The sequence below is a fragment of the Hafnia sp. genome (genome assembly GCF_036648275.1).
Lineage (GTDB): Bacteria > Pseudomonadota > Gammaproteobacteria > Enterobacterales > Enterobacteriaceae > Hafnia > Hafnia alvei.
Window position 1 is genome coordinate 316985 of sequence record NZ_JAVXIQ010000002.1, and the last position, 19667, is coordinate 336651.

15 protein-coding genes are annotated in these 19667 nt (G+C 46.2%); 1 reads left to right on the forward strand and 14 read right to left on the reverse strand.

Annotation, left to right across the window (positions count from 1 at the left end; genetic code table 11):
* The first annotated feature begins 156 nt into the window (after positions 1 to 156).
* The gene (gene dxs / locus RSC70_RS03950) at positions 157 to 2022 is read left to right on the forward strand and encodes a 1-deoxy-D-xylulose-5-phosphate synthase (RefSeq protein ID WP_103010236.1); all 1866 of its coding nucleotides are present in this window, start codon (positions 157 to 159) and stop codon (positions 2020 to 2022) included.
* Between the two features lie 89 nt (positions 2023 to 2111).
* Here the strand turns inward: dxs and RSC70_RS03955 are convergent, their stop codons facing one another.
* From RSC70_RS03955 to tssA, 14 genes are all read right to left on the reverse strand, one after another.
* Complete coding sequence (locus tag RSC70_RS03955; protein ID WP_004096682.1) at positions 2112 to 2630, reverse strand: Hcp family type VI secretion system effector; 519 nt, start codon at positions 2628 to 2630, stop codon at positions 2112 to 2114.
* A gap of 459 nt (positions 2631 to 3089) precedes the next feature.
* Positions 3090 to 4361, reverse strand: a complete 1272-nt coding sequence (locus RSC70_RS03960) for a RidA family protein (protein WP_332541754.1) — start codon at positions 4359 to 4361, stop codon at positions 3090 to 3092.
* A 207-nt stretch (positions 4362 to 4568) separates the two neighbouring features.
* Positions 4569 to 5546 carry a hypothetical protein gene (locus RSC70_RS03965; protein ID WP_332541755.1) on the reverse strand — a complete coding sequence of 326 codons (978 nt, stop codon included), beginning with the start codon at positions 5544 to 5546 and terminating at the stop codon, positions 4569 to 4571.
* A gap of 295 nt (positions 5547 to 5841) precedes the next feature.
* Positions 5842 to 6165: a hypothetical protein gene (locus tag RSC70_RS03970; protein ID WP_332541756.1), complete on the reverse strand. Its 324-nt coding sequence runs from the start codon at positions 6163 to 6165 to the stop codon at positions 5842 to 5844.
* 99 nt (positions 6166 to 6264) lie between these two features.
* Positions 6265 to 6819 carry a hypothetical protein gene (locus RSC70_RS03975; RefSeq protein ID WP_332541757.1) on the reverse strand — a complete coding sequence of 185 codons (555 nt, stop codon included), beginning with the start codon at positions 6817 to 6819 and terminating at the stop codon, positions 6265 to 6267.
* Positions 6820 to 6918: 99 nt separating this feature from the next.
* A complete protein-coding gene (locus tag RSC70_RS03980; protein WP_332541759.1) occupies positions 6919 to 9354 on the reverse strand; it encodes a hypothetical protein in 2436 nt (811 codons plus the stop codon).
* Positions 9351 to 10277 (reverse strand): DUF4123 domain-containing protein, encoded by a 927-nt coding sequence (locus RSC70_RS03985; protein ID WP_332541760.1) that lies wholly within the window; start codon positions 10275 to 10277, stop codon positions 9351 to 9353. Before RSC70_RS03985 ends, RSC70_RS03980 begins: the two co-directional genes overlap by 4 nt.
* A gap of 10 nt (positions 10278 to 10287) precedes the next feature.
* Positions 10288 to 10566 carry a PAAR domain-containing protein gene (locus tag RSC70_RS03990; RefSeq protein WP_282813879.1) on the reverse strand — a complete coding sequence of 93 codons (279 nt, stop codon included), beginning with the start codon at positions 10564 to 10566 and terminating at the stop codon, positions 10288 to 10290.
* Between the two features lie 13 nt (positions 10567 to 10579).
* Positions 10580 to 12487 (reverse strand): type VI secretion system Vgr family protein, encoded by a 1908-nt coding sequence (locus RSC70_RS03995; protein WP_332541787.1) that lies wholly within the window; start codon positions 12485 to 12487, stop codon positions 10580 to 10582.
* 3 nt (positions 12488 to 12490) lie between these two features.
* Positions 12491 to 12631 (reverse strand): hypothetical protein, encoded by a 141-nt coding sequence (locus RSC70_RS04000; protein WP_332541762.1) that lies wholly within the window; start codon positions 12629 to 12631, stop codon positions 12491 to 12493.
* An 8-nt stretch (positions 12632 to 12639) separates the two neighbouring features.
* Complete coding sequence (locus RSC70_RS04005) at positions 12640 to 13053, reverse strand: molecular chaperone (RefSeq protein ID WP_332541763.1); 414 nt, start codon at positions 13051 to 13053, stop codon at positions 12640 to 12642.
* Positions 13054 to 13100: 47 nt separating this feature from the next.
* Positions 13101 to 14453: a VasL domain-containing protein gene (locus RSC70_RS04010; protein WP_332541764.1), complete on the reverse strand. Its 1353-nt coding sequence runs from the start codon at positions 14451 to 14453 to the stop codon at positions 13101 to 13103.
* A gap of 54 nt (positions 14454 to 14507) precedes the next feature.
* Entirely contained in the window at positions 14508 to 18200 is a 3693-nt protein-coding gene (tssM, locus tag RSC70_RS04015) for a type VI secretion system membrane subunit TssM (protein ID WP_332541765.1), read from the reverse strand.
* Positions 18197 to 19630, reverse strand: a complete 1434-nt coding sequence (gene tssA / locus RSC70_RS04020) for a type VI secretion system protein TssA (protein ID WP_332541766.1) — start codon at positions 19628 to 19630, stop codon at positions 18197 to 18199. The genes tssM and tssA overlap by 4 nt, the downstream gene beginning before the upstream one ends.
* Positions 19631 to 19667 lie beyond the last annotated feature (37 nt).

Genomic DNA, 19667 nt, shown 5'->3' on the forward strand with positions numbered 1-19667 from the left:
AGAAACCGCCCTTCGTGCAGGTTAAAACGCCGATGGATTGGAGTCTATACCCTAAATAATCCGAGTTGCAGTCAGGCCAACGCCTTAGACAACGCATGTGCAGCTCGAAATATGCCGGGTATATATTGAAAAATGTAATTCAGACATGAGCCGCTAATGAGTTTTGATATAGCCAAATACCCGACACTCGCACTGGTTGAAGATCCTAACGATCTTCGCCTACTGCCAAAAGAAAGCCTGCCAAAGCTGTGCGACGAACTTCGTCAGTATCTGCTCAATAGCGTTAGCCGCTCTAGCGGACACTTTGCCTCAGGGCTAGGGACCGTAGAACTCACGGTCGCGCTGCACTATATCTATAACACCCCATTCGATTCACTGATTTGGGATGTCGGCCATCAGGCATATCCGCATAAAATCCTGACCGGGCGCCGCGATCGCATTGCCACCATCCGCCAAAAAGGCGGTTTACATCCGTTCCCATGGCGCGATGAAAGTGAGTACGACGTGCTCAGCGTGGGCCACTCTTCGACATCCATCAGTGCTGGATTGGGGATGGCCGTTGCCGCCGAGCGTGAAGGCAAAAACCGTCGTACGGTTTGTGTTATTGGCGATGGCGCTATCACGGCGGGTATGGCTTTTGAAGCCATGAACCACGCAGGTGATATCAAAGCAGACATGCTTGTTATTCTGAATGATAACGAAATGTCGATCTCCGAGAACGTAGGCGCGTTGAATAATCACCTGGCTCAATTGCTCTCAGGCAAACTCTATTCCAGCCTGCGTGAAGGTGGAAAAAAAGTACTCTCAGGCTTGCCGCCAATCAAAGAGCTGGTAAAACGTACCGAAGAACACCTTAAAGGCATGGTTGTTCCTGGAACCTTATTCGAAGAGCTTGGTTTCAACTACATTGGTCCCGTTGATGGGCATGATGTGCAAGGCTTAGCCGCCACGCTGAAAAACATGCGTGATTTAAAAGGCCCACAGCTGCTGCATATTATGACCAAAAAAGGCAAAGGCTATGCTCCTGCCGAAAAGGATCCGATCAGCTGGCACGCGGTACCTAAATTCGATCCAGCCAGCGGCACGTTGCCCAAAAACGCCGGTGGTTTACCCACTTATTCCAAAATATTTGGCGATTGGCTGTGTGAAACAGCGCTCGATGACAGCAAATTGATGGCGGTCACGCCAGCCATGCGCGAAGGGTCTGGCATGGTGCGGTTCTCTAAAGAATATCCGCAGCAATACTTTGACGTTGCTATTGCCGAACAGCACGCAGTGACATTCGCCGCTGGCTTAGCCATTGGTGGCTATAAACCGGTTGTTGCCATTTACTCCACGTTCCTGCAACGTGCCTATGACCAAGTCATTCACGATGTGGCACTGCAAAAACTGCCGGTGATGTTTGCTATCGATCGCAGCGGTATCGTGGGCGCTGACGGGCAAACGCATCAGGGTGCCTTTGATATCTCATTCCTGCGCTGCATCCCTAACATGGTCATCATGACGCCAAGTGATGAAAATGAATGCCGCCAAATGCTGCATACCGGACATCAATATCAGGATGGCCCAACGGCGGTACGCTACCCACGCGGCTCAGGCACCGGCGCAACGTTAGAGCCTTTAGCCTGTCTGCCGATTGGCAAAGGCATTGTTCGTCGTCAGGGTGAGAAAATCGCCATATTAAACTTCGGCACGCTAATGCCAGATGCCTTAGTCGCCGCCGAACAGTTAAATGCCACCGTTGCTGACATGCGCTTTGTTAAGCCACTCGATGAAGCATTAGTGCTAGAACTGGCCGCCACGCACGACGTACTGGTGACGCTAGAGGAAAACGCAATTATGGGCGGTGCTGGCAGCGGCGTGAATGAACTGCTGATGGCGAAGCGCCAAGTCGTTCCTGTGCTTAATCTTGGTTTACCGGATAAATTTATCCCACAGGGGACTCAGGCTGAAGCCTTGCATGAAATCGAGCTAGATTCAGCAGGCATCGTTAGCCAGATCTCGCGCTGGTTACAAGATTAAACTTCTTCCCAAATAACAAAGCTACCAATAACAAAGCTACCTTTCGGTAGCTTTGATTTTTTATGCTTACCAAACAAGCTAAGCCAATATTAAGACTCGCTTGGTGCACGCCAGTCATCGGCACCGGAAGTACCGGAAACGGTATGTTCCCAAGTAATTTTACGATATGCCAAAGACACTTTAACTAACTGCGTGAATTCAGCTTTTACGGCATCTTGGCAGTGTGGCATGTGGCAATCGATATCAACGATAGTGGCGTCATCCAGAATAGTTGAGAAGAAATGCTCTTGTTTCCCCTCAATGGAGGTGCGATACCATTTCAGCTCAACTTTCGGCAACATCTCACCTGAAGCTAATGCGTTATATAACAAAGGCACGGCTTTGTTCAACGCAACGGTGAAACGAAACGGCTTATGAACACGTTGACCAGAAGGCTGACCTGACTGTGGATCGGTTGGCACAGTCACAATGTGTTCAAATTCCTGCACCAGCATTTGATCTTCATGGCCCTGGACGTAAATATTACCCACAGAATCAGAAGTGAATGCGCCAGACGTAATATTTCCCTGAGTTTTACCTTGGATGGCGATATAACATGGAGTAGGCATTGCAATATCCTTATAAATAAATCGAACCGAAGTTAATAGGGGTGTTCCTTAAAAGAAAAAGAGGAGTACGTCTTTTTCTTTCTCCATGCTATCTGTCTCTCTGAGAAATTTGTTGCCAACCATTAAAACGAATGTAAGAAGATATTAATTACATCATTCATAAACTAGAAAAAATTTTCCATCCTGACCAGTTTGATTAAAAAATCCTAATAGACAGATTAATCGGCTACAAAATGAATATTCTAAGTTTTTTTACACTAGAGAAAAAACATCCTCGCCCCAGTAGATGGCATTGCATAACCATAGAATTTTTTCTTTTAAATACAGCGTGCGCTCGCCCTTTGCAGAGCGAGGCTTCATTGAAATAAGGTATTAAGAGACTGCATCCAGAACAACTTTATTTAAGTCAGTCATTCAGATGAGTAAAGATAGCCCACGCAGAAATAACGGTTTCAGGTGTTATGCCTTCGGTGGTGTTCCTTCTTCATTTGCTACAACAACTTCTATCTGGATTAGCGCATCTTTAGGTAACGCGGATACGCCAATAATTCTTCGTGCAGGAATACCACCGGGGAAGAATGTTGTGTAAACGCTATCTACTGCGGAAATATCTGCAATATTTTTAAGGGCGATATTAACTTTAACGACATCTCCCATTGCGTGCTCGATGCTCTCTATAATTGCCTTAATATTTTTAAGGCATTGCACAGCCTGCTCTTTTACACCACCAGAAACCAATTTACCGGTTTTAGGATCGATAGGTAGCTGAGCTGACAAATGATTGTAATGAGAAAAAGCGACGGTCTGTGTAGATAGAGGACATTTTGGCGCATTATCCGTATTGTGTGGTTCTATAATGAGCCCATGTCTGTCTTCAACGGCCTGCGGCGGTGTACCGTCACCGTGTGACACCACGGCTTCTATTTGCACCAAAGCCCCCATAGGTAAGCCTGATGCAACAATCACTGTCCGTGCAGGGACATAATCTATGGTCCGGGCAATCGCCGAATCAGGGAAAAATGTGGCATAAACCTCGTTGACGGCTTCAAGATCCGCAAGGTTGGTCAGGAAAACACTTATCTTCACTATGTCATCAAAGGGCACGTCAATACTCTCGACAATGGCCTTGATATTCTTTAAACACTGCTTAGTTTGTTCTTTTATCCCTCCCTCGACCACTCTGCCGGTTATCGGATTAATAGGTAATTGGGCTGAAAGATTATTATAATGAGAAAAAGCGACAGTTTGTGAAGACAGGGAGCAGATTGGCGCATTTACCGTGTTATTTATAAGTTTTATAAGATCACCAGCTTGTGGTGCATTTGGAATTGTACCTTCACCATTTGAGAGGAGTGCTTCAATTTGCACTAACGCCCCCATAGGCAAAGCATCAGCGGCAACAACCGTTAGCGCGGGAACATAGGTTTGGAAGAATGATTTATAAACTACACCCACGGCGTCAGCATCTTTGATATTCTTAACGAATATAGTGATGCGAACAATATCACTCATGACATGTTCGATGCTTTCTACAACGGCTTTAATATTTTTAAAGCACTGCGCGGCCTGCTCGTTTATACCTCCAGCGACTAATTCGCCTGATTTTGGATCAATAGGTAGCTGAACTGAAAAATTATTATAATGAGAAAATGCGACAGTTTGTGAATAGAGTCCGATATCGCTTGGTGCATTCTGCGTGTTTCTTGCTAAGACCTCATTGTAACCGCTCATAGTAATGTTCACCGTTAAAGATTAGAGTTTAGTGGGTTATGTGGCAAACACAGACTCTACAGCGCTATCGATCATTGCTGCAGTTGTATCCACGTAACAAACATAAAGGCTTCATAAAAAATGAAGCCTTTATTTCAAGCAAAATAAATGCCATACGTTGAAGCTCATGACATTTATTTTTTACTCAGTTTTTCACTTAGCTAATCATTACCGATGAGACAGTATATCTTCATCACCACCCACCCGCATTTTGATGCTTTCCAGTATACATAGGATCAGCTCCTCGCCGCTAATTTTGTCGCGGTATTCAGCAGGTAGATCGCGCGTATCAATTTCGCCGTCAATCATAATCAGCGGTTTTAAGCGGTTGCCCAACTCGGTGCCGCTTGGCAGCCACTGAAACTCACGCCCTGTCGGATTGAGTTTATCGTGGCTGGTATAGAGTTCCCCTTTAATCCCCCCAACAACAACCGTGCTGCTTGGGAAGAAGGTTCTGAGTAATTTACCTTTGGAAGTGCGCTCTTCTAGCACTGATTGTTCATCTTTATTAAGACTTTGAATATCGATGGTGATATAGCTCGAGGTATATTTTCCGCCTGTAATACCGCGCCACGTAATTTCATAGCTGTCCTGTTTCTCAAGGCGTCCCGGATAATATTGATACTCATTGTTAAGACAGTAGCCTTGCTCATAGTGGGGATATGAATGATAGGCTATTTTTTGCACATCCCTTATTTGAGAATCAGTTCTGCTTTTTAACTCCCGGTCAAGTTTCTCGGCTGACTGCGGGCGAGGTATTTCTATTGTTCTCCCTGTTGCAAGGAACCACTCTTTTCGTTCAGGAAGTGATTTTAAATAATACGGGTGAAAGCGATATAAAGAGCTCATCTCAATATCGGGATTTTTTTCTGTATTTGAATACTCCAATATTAGTCTAGGATTGCTCTCCATATTTTTTTGCACAATCCTGCTACCTACATTGAACTCACTATCCTTAGATATTTTCCCATTAACATAATTCGCCCAGTCTTTTTCAATAGTTGGACGAGTAGTTTTTACTGCAGTAACAATTTCTATATCAAAGTTTTCAAATGAATAAACACCGCTATCCATATGCATAAAATTTGGCAATTTAATTTCATAACGACCAAAACAGTGTTTTTGCGTGGGAAGTTGAGTGCTCATAGCAGTATCCTTACGAAGAGAGTGTGGCCCACAGCCGGTTGTTGATAACACCAAAGTGCCAAGTAATAACCACGATAAATGCCGCATAGCTAATTCCTTTTATTTTTTAGGCGCGCTAATTTCAGCGTTATAGGCCCAACTGGCGGTTTGCATGGACTCTATAAGAAGACTGTTCGATACAATTTTATATTACAATCCGACAAATTCATTAGTCATATAGCTATTAAAGAAAAATATACGTTTGAGTCGCTAACGCCATGTATATAAACAATGGCGTTATCTAAAAGCAGACTATTTATCGATGAGACAGTATATCTTCATCACCACCCACCCGCATTTTGATGCTTTCCAGTATCCATAGGATCAGCTCCTCGCCGCTGATTTTGTCGCGGTATTCAGCAGGAAGATCGCGAGTATCAATTCTGCCGTCGATCATAATCAGCGGCTTGAGGCGATTGCCCAGTTCGGTGCCGCTAGGCAGCCACTGAAACTCTCGAGCGGTTGGGTTAAGTTTGTCATGGCTGGTATAGAGTTCCCCTTTAATCCCACCGACAACAACCGTGGTGCTAGGGAAGAAGGTTCTGAGTAATTTGCCTTTAGAAGTGCGGTCTTCTAACACTGATTGTTCATCTTTATTAAGACTTTGAACATCAATAGTTATACGGCTCGCTGTATCGGCATGTCCTGTTGTTCCACGCCATGTGATACCATAACTATCCTACTTCTCAAGACGCCCCGGATAATATTGATACTCGTTGTCAAGACAATAGCCTTGCTCATAGTGCGGGTAGGCATGGTAAGCAATTTTCGCCACATCACGCATTTGTGCATCCATCCGGCGTTTGACTTCAGTATCGAGTTTATCTGAAGGCTGTGGGCGTGGAATTTCAATGGATGCCCCTGTCGCTAGCATCCACTCATTTCGTTCAGGAAAGGCTTTCAAATAAAATGGACTAAACATATAAAACCCATTTAGCATAGTGGAGATATCTTTTGATGTATCAAAATATTCTAATATTACTCTTGGATTAATTTTCATATTCTGATGAACCAATCGACTTCCAGGTCGAGATACTGCGTCCGTTGCAATTTTTCCATTAATATAATTAACCCAGTCTTTTTCAATAGTGGGATAATCAGCTCTTACAGCCCTTACAATTTCAATATTAAAATTTTCAAATGAATAACTTCCACTATTCATATACATAAAGTTAGGCAACTCAATTTCATAACGTCCAAAGCAGTGCTTCTGTGTAGGAAGTTGAGTACTCATAGCAGTATCCTTACGAAGAGAGTGTGGCCCACAGCCGGTTGTTGATAACACCAAAGTGCCAAGTAATAACCACGATAAATGCCGCATAGCTAATTCCTTTTATTTTTTAGGCGCGCTAATTTCAGCGTTATAGGCCCAACTGGCGGTTTGCAGCTCCTTATATACCGCTGCGCGGATTTTCTCGTCTTGATACAGACTGTCGTGATATTCACTGCATTCGACTTCCGTAGCCCCTTTCGCCGCCGACAGCGGCAGCTCGCCGTCGCCGATGCTGCTGCCTTTTTGCAATACAAACTCGGTTGGCAACACGCTTAAACTCGCCGTTGCTCCGGTAAGATACATCGTACCCTGCCCGCTATCTGCCAATGAGCTAAACAGTTGCGTACCTAACACGGAGTCAATGCCGTTGAGCAGAAAGCTGGCGTTAGCCACTCGTTGACCAAACTTTTGCCAGCTATCCGGCGTTCCCGGTGGAGTCACGCTCTGTGCCTGCCAAACCGCTTTATCTCGCGACATTGGTTTGCTGTTTTTACCACTCAGTTGCTGAGTTTTATCTAAACCACCAGCGCCCAACATAGAATAAAATGATGAAGCTCTTTTAAAATAATCAGCCACAGATGAAAAATTATGTTTTATAGAAGCTGGATCGCGACAGAGTAACTCCCCATTAATAGTTTGATACCAATGTTTATTGTTCTGATACTCCGAATAAATATCCTCTTCCACAGACATCGCCACGGGAGCTGGCGCTTTTTCGCCCTCCACCAACGAAATGGACGGCGGTTGATAGCAAATCCATCCCTTCTCATAGCTATTATTGGGCAACACTTCTAGCGCGCTTTGGCTATAGCTCAGTACCATGGTAATTTCTGCCGCGTTAGCACCGAGCACTTGATTACTGATATAGGCTAAGGTCTTGTCTTTCGCAGCCTGAGCGGGCTTACTCCAATCCACCGATACCGGCGTTTGCATCCCTGCCCGGAACCAACAATAGATATCTGGCATACCATTTATCGGCAGGCCAACATGCACTGCTTTAAGCAGGCTTTCCTTATTGAAAGGGGGAATAGCCTTTTTGATAACAGCAGTACTGCCACGCGGTGTGCTTTTATCACTGGCTGCTGCCGCCGGGTGATTTTGGCTATCAGCATTATCAAAATTCCCCTTCGAGTTTGAATCCTTCGGAGACGAATTTTCGCCGGAACTACTCCCACCCGACGTCTCCGGTGATAAATCCGCCAGCATCGCTCGCACCACTTGCCCACCCGCCCCGTGCGAAATAATCAGCACCTTTTCAACCGGCTTTTTGGTCATCCACGTACCGTCGCCGCCGTCATCTGAGGTTTTGTACATCGCCATAATCTGTGCAATACGGGTCGTCAGTCGCTGAGCACCGTCGGCACAGCCTTGCATCCAGTTAAACCCCACCACGTGTAAAGGAAACGCGTAGCCTCCCATCACCTTGGCAAAGTTGGCATCCGCTCCCCAAGGCAGGGCCGATTGTTTGCTTGAGTTGCTCGTAGGCTCTGCCGAAGGGGCTGGCGTTGGCGTTGACACGGAGGTGACCGTTTTAGGAGTGGCCGCCGCGGCAGGCTTGGATGCCGGTTTATCGCCGAAATCAAAAAGAGCTTCAATGGCAGCCAACAAGTCTTTAAGCGCTTTTCCCGTTGGCATCACTGGCTGGGGGATATCACCCGGCAAATTCTGCCCCGCAACGCTAACGTCTTTGATATTAAAACGCGCATCCAAATGCCGCTGCAGCGTCATCAAAAATTCACCGTATTGATGCCAGCACACTTCTCCCCATCCCTGCTTAAATCGCTGGTCAATATCCTGCACGCGCACCGAGGTCATGGTGCTGAAATAGAGGGTATCTGCGCTGCCTTTAGTTGCATCTTGGCTGATTTCAAGCAGGCTATCATCGCGGCCAATGACTTTTCTGCTGTCTCCAACCAACATTTCGCGCCGCTTGCTCGCATCGCGAAACATCCATTCCAATACCGAAATGGCTCCCCACACGTTACGCCCAATACGTAATATATCTTCAGTTTTCCCCATCGCCTCGAACACATGAGTGATCTCTTTTTCGATATGGGCAATTTTGGTTTTTATCTCTGCGAGCTGAGCTTTAAGCTTGGTGGTGGTTTCTTTGGTGTCTCCCACCGCATCGGTGCTAGCGCCCTCAAGCCGCTTACTGAGGCTATTAAGGCCGAGTGCCTTGGCAATTTTCTGGCTCATCTGATACAGCGCCATCAACGCACCGTGTAACTTGGTCAATTTTTCCTGCAGCGCCAGCAGCTTTTTGACCAAAGGGGAGGCATTAGCCATCGCTGTTTGTTTGGTGATCATCCCGCTTAAATCAATCGCGGCGGTCCCTAGCGGCGTGTGATAACTGCCCATTCCCGCCATCGGATCCCACACCGTCTTATGATCTCTGGCATTAGATAAACGCGTGCCTAAAATATCCGGCACAAAAATCACCGGAATAACCACTTTCTTACACTGGCATTCGCCGCGACATTCATGATCGCTCATACCGTTACCTCCTTGTCCTGCGGATACATCATTAAGGTTTGATGCTCCAGTGCCTCGTCAATCAAACTGTAACGATGGAGTCGTTGATGTGACCACAAGGGATTAGGATCTGGGCTTATCCAGCGCTGTATTGGGCCAAAGAAATCCGTTAATCGGAGAGGGGCGAGCGTATTAAGCCAATGAGAGAATACGCGCGGATCGTGAAAACGAAACCGACTATTCTGGTCATCGTGTTGTTTGACATAGAGCAGGCCTTGCAGATGGGTAACAAGGTCGTTGGCATCACCGTCTGCGACCAGCCATAAGGTATTAATTGCATAGTTTGGGCGTGATAGCAGGTATTGCACCATGCGTGGTTTAGTCCATGCAGCTATCAGCCACGGGCCATGGCTTTCCAAGGAGCGGTCTGCCGCATTGAACAACGAATAATGGGCCACATCCAAACCGCTAGCAAAACCTTGCGGAGCCGCATCTAATGCGCCGTCAATGATGGCCCACAGCGGCAATCCAGCCTCACACCAGCGATAGATAGCGCTGCGAGTCACATCTAATACCGTTGGTGTCTGTTTAGCCGTATTAAGCTGTTCTAGCTTTGCCATTTGTAGCAACGTGTTTAGCCGTACGCTATCCATCTCCCCTGTATGTAGCACCTCTCGCACATCATCAAGTTGCCAAAATAACTCACCACCTCGGTGTGATATTTCAATCCAAATTGGGAGCCGGTAATCATCCATTACCTTGTAGCGTTGAGCCAAAGTAATAATGCTCTCTAGCCACCTTTCCCCCTCCTCTCCGAGCAATATGGGAGGAATATCCTGTATGGCCATCACCGTACGCAACGCATTCCATATCAGCGTTCTCTCGCGTCCTCTCTGAAGGTTTTCTTGATCCTGCGCATTCAAATACCAGTGTTTCTTTTCCATCACGCTGTCCCTAGCCGATGATTAAACCCGGATCGCCTTGTACGATCACACCGCCGTGCTTTGTTGATGAGCCCATAACGGCTACTGCAATCCCATTTACCGTTAGTAACGGACTGCCAGTAGCGATAACATCAGGGCCGCCGACAACACAGACACATTTGTGACCAACCAGCGCAACCGGTATGCCATTAACCGTGAGTGCAGGATCGCCTTGTATGATTGGCCCGCCGACATGAAAAGGAATCGGACAAACATGTTGATGACCAAGTAGTGCAACGGGTACGCCCATTGTTTTCTCCCTATCACAATGACTGTAAACAAATTGGACAAATTTCTGAAAGCGGATCGCCGTTCATCGCCGTGGCGCTTAGGGCCGACATTGAACTGCTCCCTCCACTGGTAATATGCATAACGGCCTTGATATTGACCAAATTCGACGATAGCGAAATACCTGAGCTATCGATGACAATCTTGCCGCCGGGGCCTTGCAGTACAACGCTTTTTGCCCCCTGCAACACCAAATCATTGGTGTTGATCAGCACCTTTTTATTGGCCAGTAATTCATAGGTTCCCGCTACCGTGTGGTGATGATCGCCCGCAACCTCCTCGGAAAAATCAGCACCCATCTTATCTTTACGCTGATTAAGAACATGAAACAAATACTGATTATCTATTTGTATTTGTTGATTATTCATCACATTTATCATCTGATCGTGATGGATGCGTTCGATATGGTCGTGAGTAACGTCGCTGGTTTTATCGTTACCAATTTCCTCAACCTGATCGTGTTTGATCGTTTTAGAGCGATCTTGCTCTACTACGAGGTATTGGTTGTTTTTAACCTCAGTCTGCTGATCTTTTTGCGCGTGTAGATAAACAAGCTGTTGCCCCTGCTCGTCTTCAAATGAGAGCTCGTTATAACCCGCTCCTTTATGGGTAGCGGTGCGCAGCACGGTGCGTGTTTTATGTATCGGCAGGGCGTGTGGTGGAACATTAACCACGTGGTAAGTGCGACCAGTAATAATCGGCTGGTCGGGGTCACCTTCAAGAAAATCAACAATAACCTCGTGCCCAATACGTGGCACCGCCATGGCACCATAACGACTTCCGGCCCAACCTTGGGCGACACGGATCCAGCAAGAGCTGGTTTCGTTGCCCTTGCCTTCAAGATCCCAAGGAAACTGAACTTTGACTCGCCCGACTTCATCGCAGTAGATTTCTTCATTTTCAGGCCCAACCACCACCGCCATCTGCGGTCCGTCAACACGCGGACGCGCATTGGGTAAAGGCCGCCACGTTTGACCATCGGGAATCATGACCAAGTGGCTTTCCAGAAAAGTCCCCAAGACGCCGGCTTCTTCTTTTTGTGATTGTGGTTGTCGCCCTTCAGTTTGAAGTGAAACAATTTGCCATTTTTGATTGAATGACTCATGCGGGTGAGACGTCATGGCAATGCACTGACCCGCCATCAGAGCAGGACTGTCTGAACGCCCCTGCGCTTGCATCGCGTCTTGACGCAGCGCATCTAGACGATATCCAGTGTAAGCCTGACCATTGAAATCCGTTTTATATCGCCCAGGAAAATCATAATGCAGCGCTTCACTCCGCTGATGATCGCCCCGACTATGTTCTTGATAGAGCATTTCCCAAGCCGGATTTTTGAAGGTGTAATCCTTAAGCAATACCTGCGCTGCACGCACGTTTTCTTCATAGCTAAAACGCTGAATACTTGCGCCCTCATTCAATCCCCGCTGATGTGGATTATAGGGAAGCATTTCTCCCATCGGTAAAAAGGCACAATCATCAACAAATACAATTTCCTGTTTATTATTTTCAAAACGAAAATACCAAGAAATACCTTCTTCAGCGGCTAATCGTTCAATAAATGCCAGCGTTGACTCACGGTACTGTACGCAATATTCACGCATTGGATGTTCATAACGAAGCTGGAAACTAAACTGGATGACATTAGCCTTGCGCAATAGTGTAGTAATAATCTGTTGTGGCGTTTGCTGCTGAAAAATACGCGACGAATGCTCTAACGACAGCATCCATATCGCAGGCCGTAATGTGACGCTATATCGCGTGCGCTCATTGCCCGTATCGCTGTGGGAAAAGCGACTAATCACCCCATTTATCCGCCGCTGAAGCACGCCGTTGAACCAAATTTGTAGCTCAGCGGTATTATCTAGCATTCGACCAAAACTGATTTCCTACAATATGCTCGACAGCTCAACCGATAATGAATAAACCTGAGAAAGCCCTTCGTTAAGGGCAAAGCTGACTACGTTAAATGTGTGCTCAGGCAATGATTGAGTGGTGAAGGTGAACTGTAATCCCGTGTTATCAGACATATCACCTCCTAGCCTCTGGCTTTAGCCAAGGCGACGAATGCAGCGATATGCTGGTTAGCTGCCAGCGATTGGCAGGTGCCGGAAACATCAACGCCGTCAACGGTTATACTCTGCTCAACCTTTTGTCCCATCTGATCGAGCTTGGCATTATACATCCCCGTAGATTCACCGTTCGGGTAGTATTCGCGGCTATCCCATCCCATATCCATGGCGGTAACAATAGCAATCATGCTCAGGGATTTATTAGCGGGTATATCTGTCACGCCACAGTGATCGCGCAGAAAAGCGGCACTACCGATTAAATCGGCCAATCCATTCATTTGTTCTTGCACGGATGGCGTTGTACCGCTCTCCGCTTGGCTAGCGCTGGCTAAAATAGCCAAACTCAGTGCACCTATTTTTATCCATGTATTCTTTTTCATTAACTCGTCCTCGTTAATAAATATGCTATGTGACATTATTTAAAACTCTATTCTTGGAGTTCTCTTTCTTTTACCGCTTGTAATAATAAATAACGCGCCTGTAGTCCCTTCAGTTGGTCATCAATTTGATGCAACTGGGCAGGAGAAGGTTTAATGCCTTGCTGATTTTGCTGTTCTATTTGCGTGAGTAAATAGGCAATCGGTGGAGAGGCGCTTAATTGACTTTGAATATTATATAGCCCTGTTTTAAGGCTAGAGATCGTCATATAACCGCGGTGTAGCTTCTCTGATTCTAAGAGCTCATTAAGCAAGGCTTGTACGGCCTGCTGTGTCGAGAGATAACCCGTATCTTTGGCTACTGCCGATAAGTTATCTAACTGCTGTCGCCATTGAGTAGAAACGCTGTTTTGTGGATAAACTTTTTGTAGCAATTGACTTATCTCTTGTCCACGCTGTAAGTCACTCACCGGAGAGGCTTGAGCGATATCCATTAATTTTTGCTGGTAAACACGAAGAATCTTTTGTTCTTGCTGCTGCAATTCAGCGTTATATGTCATAGCCTGATTAATTGGCATAAGCTCAGGCTCTGGCTGTGCGGCCGCTAAAAAATGCGCTACCGGCGCTTCCGGCTCCCACATGTGATACGCCAATACGCTCCCAAGCGTTAGCACACACCCCGCCACCGCGCCGGATAGCACCGGGATCCAGGGGAAACGCTTTTTGGTTTTCAGAGCATGAATCGAAGTGAAGACTTGTTGGGTATCTGCCGCGGTCGGTATCGAGGAGGAAAAAGAGGAGCTGGTTGAGGCTTCTTGCTGAGGCAGGTAAACCAGCGGCAATACAACGGGGGGTTCATTGGAATACGTACTCGCTGCCGCTTTACTTTCTTTAACACACTCTTGCAAAAAATAGAGCAAACTATTGATCAACATAACGTTGATCTCTTTGTGTTGTTGTAATTTATCGCTCACGCGTTTAAGCGCATATTCGGCTCGAAATACATCTTGCATCGTTTCCGGTGAACGAACGAGCTGCCGCACCAGTGCGCCCACTCGGGCAGCAAACCAATCAAGCATCTCATTACGTGCTCTCATCGCGCTCGTGCTTGGCCAGAAAGTATCCCACTGAGACACAATAAGAACCGCCATCAGCTCACACCCTTCGGCAAACCCATTCCATCCATTTAAACGCGTTCGAGCCATCGAGTAATAAACCACGCTTTGTAAATCAACGCCGTTCTTAGTAAATAGAGCAACCCCAAGCCGTTGCACTAAACTCCAATCAACCGGAGGATGCAAAGGGTGGGTCATTTTATTAATCTCACCTCGGATGCGCTCAAATTCATCAAAATCGCGTGGATCTTTCCCTGTTGCTACTTGTTGATAATCGATATTAGCCATATACGTAGCATCAGTGCCGCCGATACATCACCAACGACACTGATATTCTCCTCATCAGTAAAGTTGGTCAGTCAGGGTAAACTGACTGAATAAGCCACCAGCAAACGGATTGTTTGATGCATCCATAAATACGCGGTAGGTCATCGTGCCGCTATCTACAGAGAAACGGACATCAAAACTGCTATCCTGCACGTTGGTCAGTTCACCTTTATCCCACAAACGGAACATCGCCCATGGCCCAACATAACCCATGCTGCGCGGAGATCCTCCACTGATGTCAGGCACCAGCGTTAACTTACTTTCATTTCCCGCACGCATAGTATTTGGCCAAACCAAATGCGCCGTATGGCTATTTCCTTGGGTGTAGTCCAGCAGTTGTCCGTCCAGATTTAGCACCGCACGACGTTTGTTTGAACTCAAATCAACCGGAGCAACGGCAAACTGGATACCAAAACCATTTTGTGCAGAGAAGAAGGTTGAGCGAATTTTTTCACCCTGTTCTAACGCCGTTAATATTTCAGGGCGAATAAGGCTATTACCGTCGCGATCCAAAGAACCGCTGTCTTCAATAAATACTTTAAGGTTGTTTTTATAGAAACTATCTAAAGTCCCATTTGGCGCAAAGAAACGCTCCATATCGCTCAATGCAACTTCTTTAGTTGCTTTAGGATCGAACGGATAACGGTCGGCCATTTGCGTTGTGAATGGCGTGACAACAGTTTTAGACCATTCGGCCTCGAGCGATTTTAAAGCCAACGCGGTTACGGTATTCCAACTGTTTTCTGCCAGTTGCTCGACCCAGCGCCCAAGTGGATCAGACAAATTCTTAGAGAGTTGTTGAGCGGTAAAGAAGGCATCAGCATTATTCTGCTGCAACCTCATCTGCACCAGAAGCAACGCTGCTTTACCCGGTTCTGGGGCATTACTGATTCGATGCAGCTCATTGCTCATTTCATTGAGCGCTTTGTAAGCCTGCTGGACTTGACCGTTTTGATCATCCCCATTTTCGACCAATGCATTTTGCTCGGAGAACGAACGGCTAATACGATTGAGTAGCAGGTACTCTGGCTGATTGTCGAGCTGATTAAGCGATTCTTTTTGGGCTGAATTCAGAACTTTACTCGCAACAGAGTTGTCTTTTTGCCCTTTGGCTACCACCACTGACGGTGTTTTGACTTCGCTCGATAGCGCAGCCACTAAATGAGGCTGAGTATTATCACCAAGCAAAACAAGCGTGCGCCAGAGCGGTTGACCGTTGTTGAGTACCGCATCTAACGCATCTGAAGCCTGCTCAACATCATCAAAAGGCCTAATACTCAGATTATTGACCGCATTACGCCAGGTGCTAGTGTAATCACCGACATAACGCTCTGTGATTTGACGTTCTATCTCGGCCTTATCGGCATCGCTATAATCGACGTTGTCGGTTAAGCCCAAGACCCACGAATCAAGCGCCGTAATAGAAACCAGCTTATCAGTTTGTTTTACAAAGAAACGGCTAAGACCATAACGAGACCAGAACTGAGGTACTTTAAGAAGATCTTCGTTGTCAGCAACGAAAACAGTATCAAACTGAGCGCCAATTTCCGTGCGTAAATCCATATCCTGAGGGAGCTGAGTTTTCGCCTTAATAATGAGGTTTTGGTAAACACGTTGGTACAGAGGTAATTTGCTTAATTCAATCTGAGCAGAACGAATTGAAGAAGCAAATGGCTCATACATTTTGATAGCTTCTGCATTTGATTGGCTGCGATCCTGAGCCCAATCCGTATGCTGCAATGCATAATCAAGATGCGTCATCAGGCGCTCTTGTACATCACGCTGACCGGTATATGCAGTTTGCCAACGCGCACGCATATAATCTTCCACTAGCGGGATATTACGGCCACTCTTATCATCAATCATGCGCATAATACGCAGCAGAGCGAGCTTCTCTTCGCTATTTGCCGGAGCGCTATCAAGATGCTGTTGGAGGTCTTTCATCAGCACGGGCAAGAAGCGCGATTCAAGCAATCGTAAATAAGTTTTCTCTACTAATTGGCCAATTTTAGCCCCTTGATATAACCCCATATCTGACATGAACTGATTTTTCTCACGATAGTCACCGTAAGACATCGTCGCATCACGAATAAGATCCATATGAGGTAACCAATCGGCGCCCAGTGGCAGTTTGCTCACCGGTTCACCTAGCTTCTGAAATTCACTTACCTTATTGAGCGCAACTTCTCCAGCATGATAGTTTTTCAAATAATAATAATACCAGCCACTCAGTAGCAGCAGAGCAAAGCCACCTGAAATCACGGCAATAAGCGTCAGGTTATGACGCCGAATTTTAACATGCTCATGATTCTCCCCCGCTAAATTAGGCTCAGAAAAAAGAACCTGATTAAAGAGTTGAGGTATGAAATAGCTGCGCTGATTATCTTGGTTTGCCCACACGTTTTTATGGCTAACATGGAGCTTATAATGACGGCATACCGCGTCACTGAAAAAATCGCTGCGTCTGTTTTGCTGCAAGCTAGAGGTAAAATAACAGCCACGTATAAGCATTTGCCGGCCAGGGTCACGATTATAATGTCGTTTTAATCCTGTAATTAGCTCTTCAACAACCAGTTTCACGCCCGCAATTTGCCCCACAAAATTGAATAGTGCAGAACGAAGGTCGAGCGACGTACGATGCACCATTTGATCCGGCATCAGATTATTAAAGTTTTCCTGCCACTCTCCCCAAAATTGAGTCAGTTCCTTGCGCCACGAATCATCATCAACCGTGTCTAATGCAAACGTGATCCCCAATGTCTCATCAAGTCGTGAACGCTCAAGAACAGGATAAATTGTCTCAAAACCGGTCATAACATCTAACTTAGTGAAAACTAAATAGACCGGTATACGGCAAGCAAAACGATCGCTCATTTCCAGAATATAAGCCTGCCATTTCTGGGACCATTCACGTCGCGCTTCTGCCGTCATCTCCATAATCTCTTGGATATTAATGGTCAAAATCGCCCCATTGAGAGGCTGGCGCTGGCGCACTTTCATTAACCAGTCTTGCAAGTTCAAACGTAATGCATGCCCTCGAGTAATTTCATTATTTTTTTCATCGGAACTATTCTGGCCAAAAAACTCACCCGGAGGATCTATTATTACGGCCTGCTGTGTTAGCCAAAGTTGTAATGTTTTTACGCCGGAGCCTTCTTTATTCGCAATAGTGGGTGTATCAGCGGTGCCAATGGGAATAATTTGATTAGACTTTTGAATCAGGCTCGTTTTCCCACTTAAACTTTCCCCCATCACGATATACCAAGGACGTGCATACATTGCATTTCTACGATGACTTCGCTGCTGGTATTGCGCTAACCATGTTTGCAAATATCCAGATTGTTGTTCCATGCTGTTTTTATAGGGTTCGGATTCATCCTGCTGATGAATAGAGACCGTTTTGGAAATTTGCGAATAGAGATAAACAAGAATAACCACCAGCGCGAGCAACAACATACTTAATGTCGCAACGACTTGGCGGCTTGGCGTGCTAAGCGGGGATATATCGCCGATATGCCACCGAGGCCCCCACCACCAGATACTAAATAGACCAATAATCCATAATACCCAGAGAATCGTTAATGAAAACGTAGGGCGTGGTAACGAAAAAGGAATCCGAAAACGCAATAAATTACGTAAATAACGCACCGGTGTTAGCACGTTAGAGGCAAATGAGGAAATAGACGAGATAATTGAAAGAACATTCATGATACTGACTCCTCAGCGGTAACAACAGTGCGCTCAGCAACGTGTTCTTCTAGCTGTGACAGCAATGAAGGCTCCCACTCCGCAAGGGTCACACCATGGCTATTACGCCATAAATTCTCAAAATGTTGGTTGGATAATGTCGTCATCCCTGCTTCCATAAGCAGTTGTGCAATTGTCAGTTGGTTATAAAACTGCTCACGAGGTTCCTGTTCACGCGATTGTTGATTTTCTAATTGTTTTAAGGCCGCACTTAAGCCATTTTCACGATATTGCGCCCAAACATTTTCATAAGAGCCCGCTGAAATCTCAGTATTTTTCTGTTTTTCCTCAAGCCACTGACGCGTGTCATCACCAATAAACGGCGTTCCATCACTAAATGTCATGGCGTTCAGCGCAGGTATTTTTTCGAGCAACCGTTGTACCGACTGCCTTATTGATTCAGCAACGACGCTATACCCTAGTTGGCGAGCAATCTGCGCCGAAAGAAAATGCCCATCAAACCAATATGGAGCCAGCGTGATACTCGTTTCTATCTGCTGCCAAAGAGGCAATCCAGCATTCACTAGCGCAGTTCGATAATCAGCAACACGGTCGTGAGAAACAGCGGCAAGCTGAGTAATCCGCCCATCCTTACACAGCGGGGCGGTCTTTAAGGTGTACCAGATTGCATGTCGGCGTAGGCTATAACCGACGGGATCATCAGGCTGGTTTTCACAAAGCAGTTCGGCGACTTTCAACAATGTTTGTTTCCAAACTCGATCTGAATCGTGCTGAATTTCGACTTTAGGCATCAGTGAGGTAGCAGCATTTTGGACTGTATAAGACGCAGCGCTGCTGTTACTTTGGCTTTGCGGTGCTGGCATATCGGCCTTCTCTGCCACAACCTGTCCAAACTGAGGTATGAGATGATCGACCTCATTTGCTAATGCAGGGTCTGTCGACTCAAATAGCTTTTGCAGTTGAAGTAAGCCATTACGTACCAGCTCACGAGAATGGGCATCAGCCTGCTGACAGAAATGCCCAGCACTGCTCGCAAAGCGCTTAATAACCTGTAGTAATAGGCGATGGCGTAATTTGCTATCTTGAGGCCATGCTTGCGACCCCAAATGACTGACATAATCAACGAGCAAGGTAGAAGCGAGGGCAATGTTTGATGGTTCACCACCATGCTGCAACGTCCGTAGTAAATGAACCATGATCCGCATGTCTTTACATTCCGACTCCAGCAAGCGCAAACATCCATTTTGCAGCGCTGCAATATCTACCTGCTCATGCGACAATGATCCAAGCTTAGCTATCTCAGTATCAATAAACTCCCATTCAGGAAAATCATCAGGGATCCGAGCAACGATATTTGCTTCTGGTAATAACGCCAAAACCCGCTGACGCCATGGATGCTCCATCAATACCGTATTTTCAATTGTGGTCATTTTTATTACATATCCCTGTAGTTACCGGCTTATCCTG

Bases quoted from the DNA above. Each gene is read 5' to 3' on its own strand.
- dxs (WP_103010236.1), top strand. From the start codon at position 157: ATGAGTTTTGATATAGCCAAATACCCGACACTCGCACTGGTTGAAGAT.
- RSC70_RS03980 (WP_332541759.1), bottom strand. From the start codon at position 9,354: ATGAGCGATCATGAATGTCGCGGCGAATGCCAGTGTAAGAAAGTGGTT.
- RSC70_RS04000 (WP_332541762.1), bottom strand. From the start codon at position 12,631: ATGTCTGATAACACGGGATTACAGTTCACCTTCACCACTCAATCATTG.
- RSC70_RS04010 (WP_332541764.1), bottom strand. From the start codon at position 14,453: ATGGCTAATATCGATTATCAACAAGTAGCAACAGGGAAAGATCCACGC.
- RSC70_RS03985 (WP_332541760.1), bottom strand. From the start codon at position 10,277: ATGGAAAAGAAACACTGGTATTTGAATGCGCAGGATCAAGAAAACCTT.
- tssM (WP_332541765.1), bottom strand. From the start codon at position 18,200: ATGAATGTTCTTTCAATTATCTCGTCTATTTCCTCATTTGCCTCTAAC.
- RSC70_RS04005 (WP_332541763.1), bottom strand. From the start codon at position 13,053: ATGAAAAAGAATACATGGATAAAAATAGGTGCACTGAGTTTGGCTATT.
- RSC70_RS03990 (WP_282813879.1), bottom strand. From the start codon at position 10,566: ATGGGCGTACCCGTTGCACTACTTGGTCATCAACATGTTTGTCCGATT.
- RSC70_RS03965 (WP_332541755.1), bottom strand. From the start codon at position 5,546: ATGAGCACTCAACTTCCCACGCAAAAACACTGTTTTGGTCGTTATGAA.
- RSC70_RS03960 (WP_332541754.1), bottom strand. From the start codon at position 4,361: ATGAGCGGTTACAATGAGGTCTTAGCAAGAAACACGCAGAATGCACCA.
- tssA (WP_332541766.1), bottom strand. From the start codon at position 19,630: ATGACCACAATTGAAAATACGGTATTGATGGAGCATCCATGGCGTCAG.
- RSC70_RS03955 (WP_004096682.1), bottom strand. From the start codon at position 2,630: ATGCCTACTCCATGTTATATCGCCATCCAAGGTAAAACTCAGGGAAAT.
- RSC70_RS03975 (WP_332541757.1), bottom strand. From the start codon at position 6,819: ATGAGTACTCAACTTCCTACACAGAAGCACTGCTTTGGACGTTATGAA.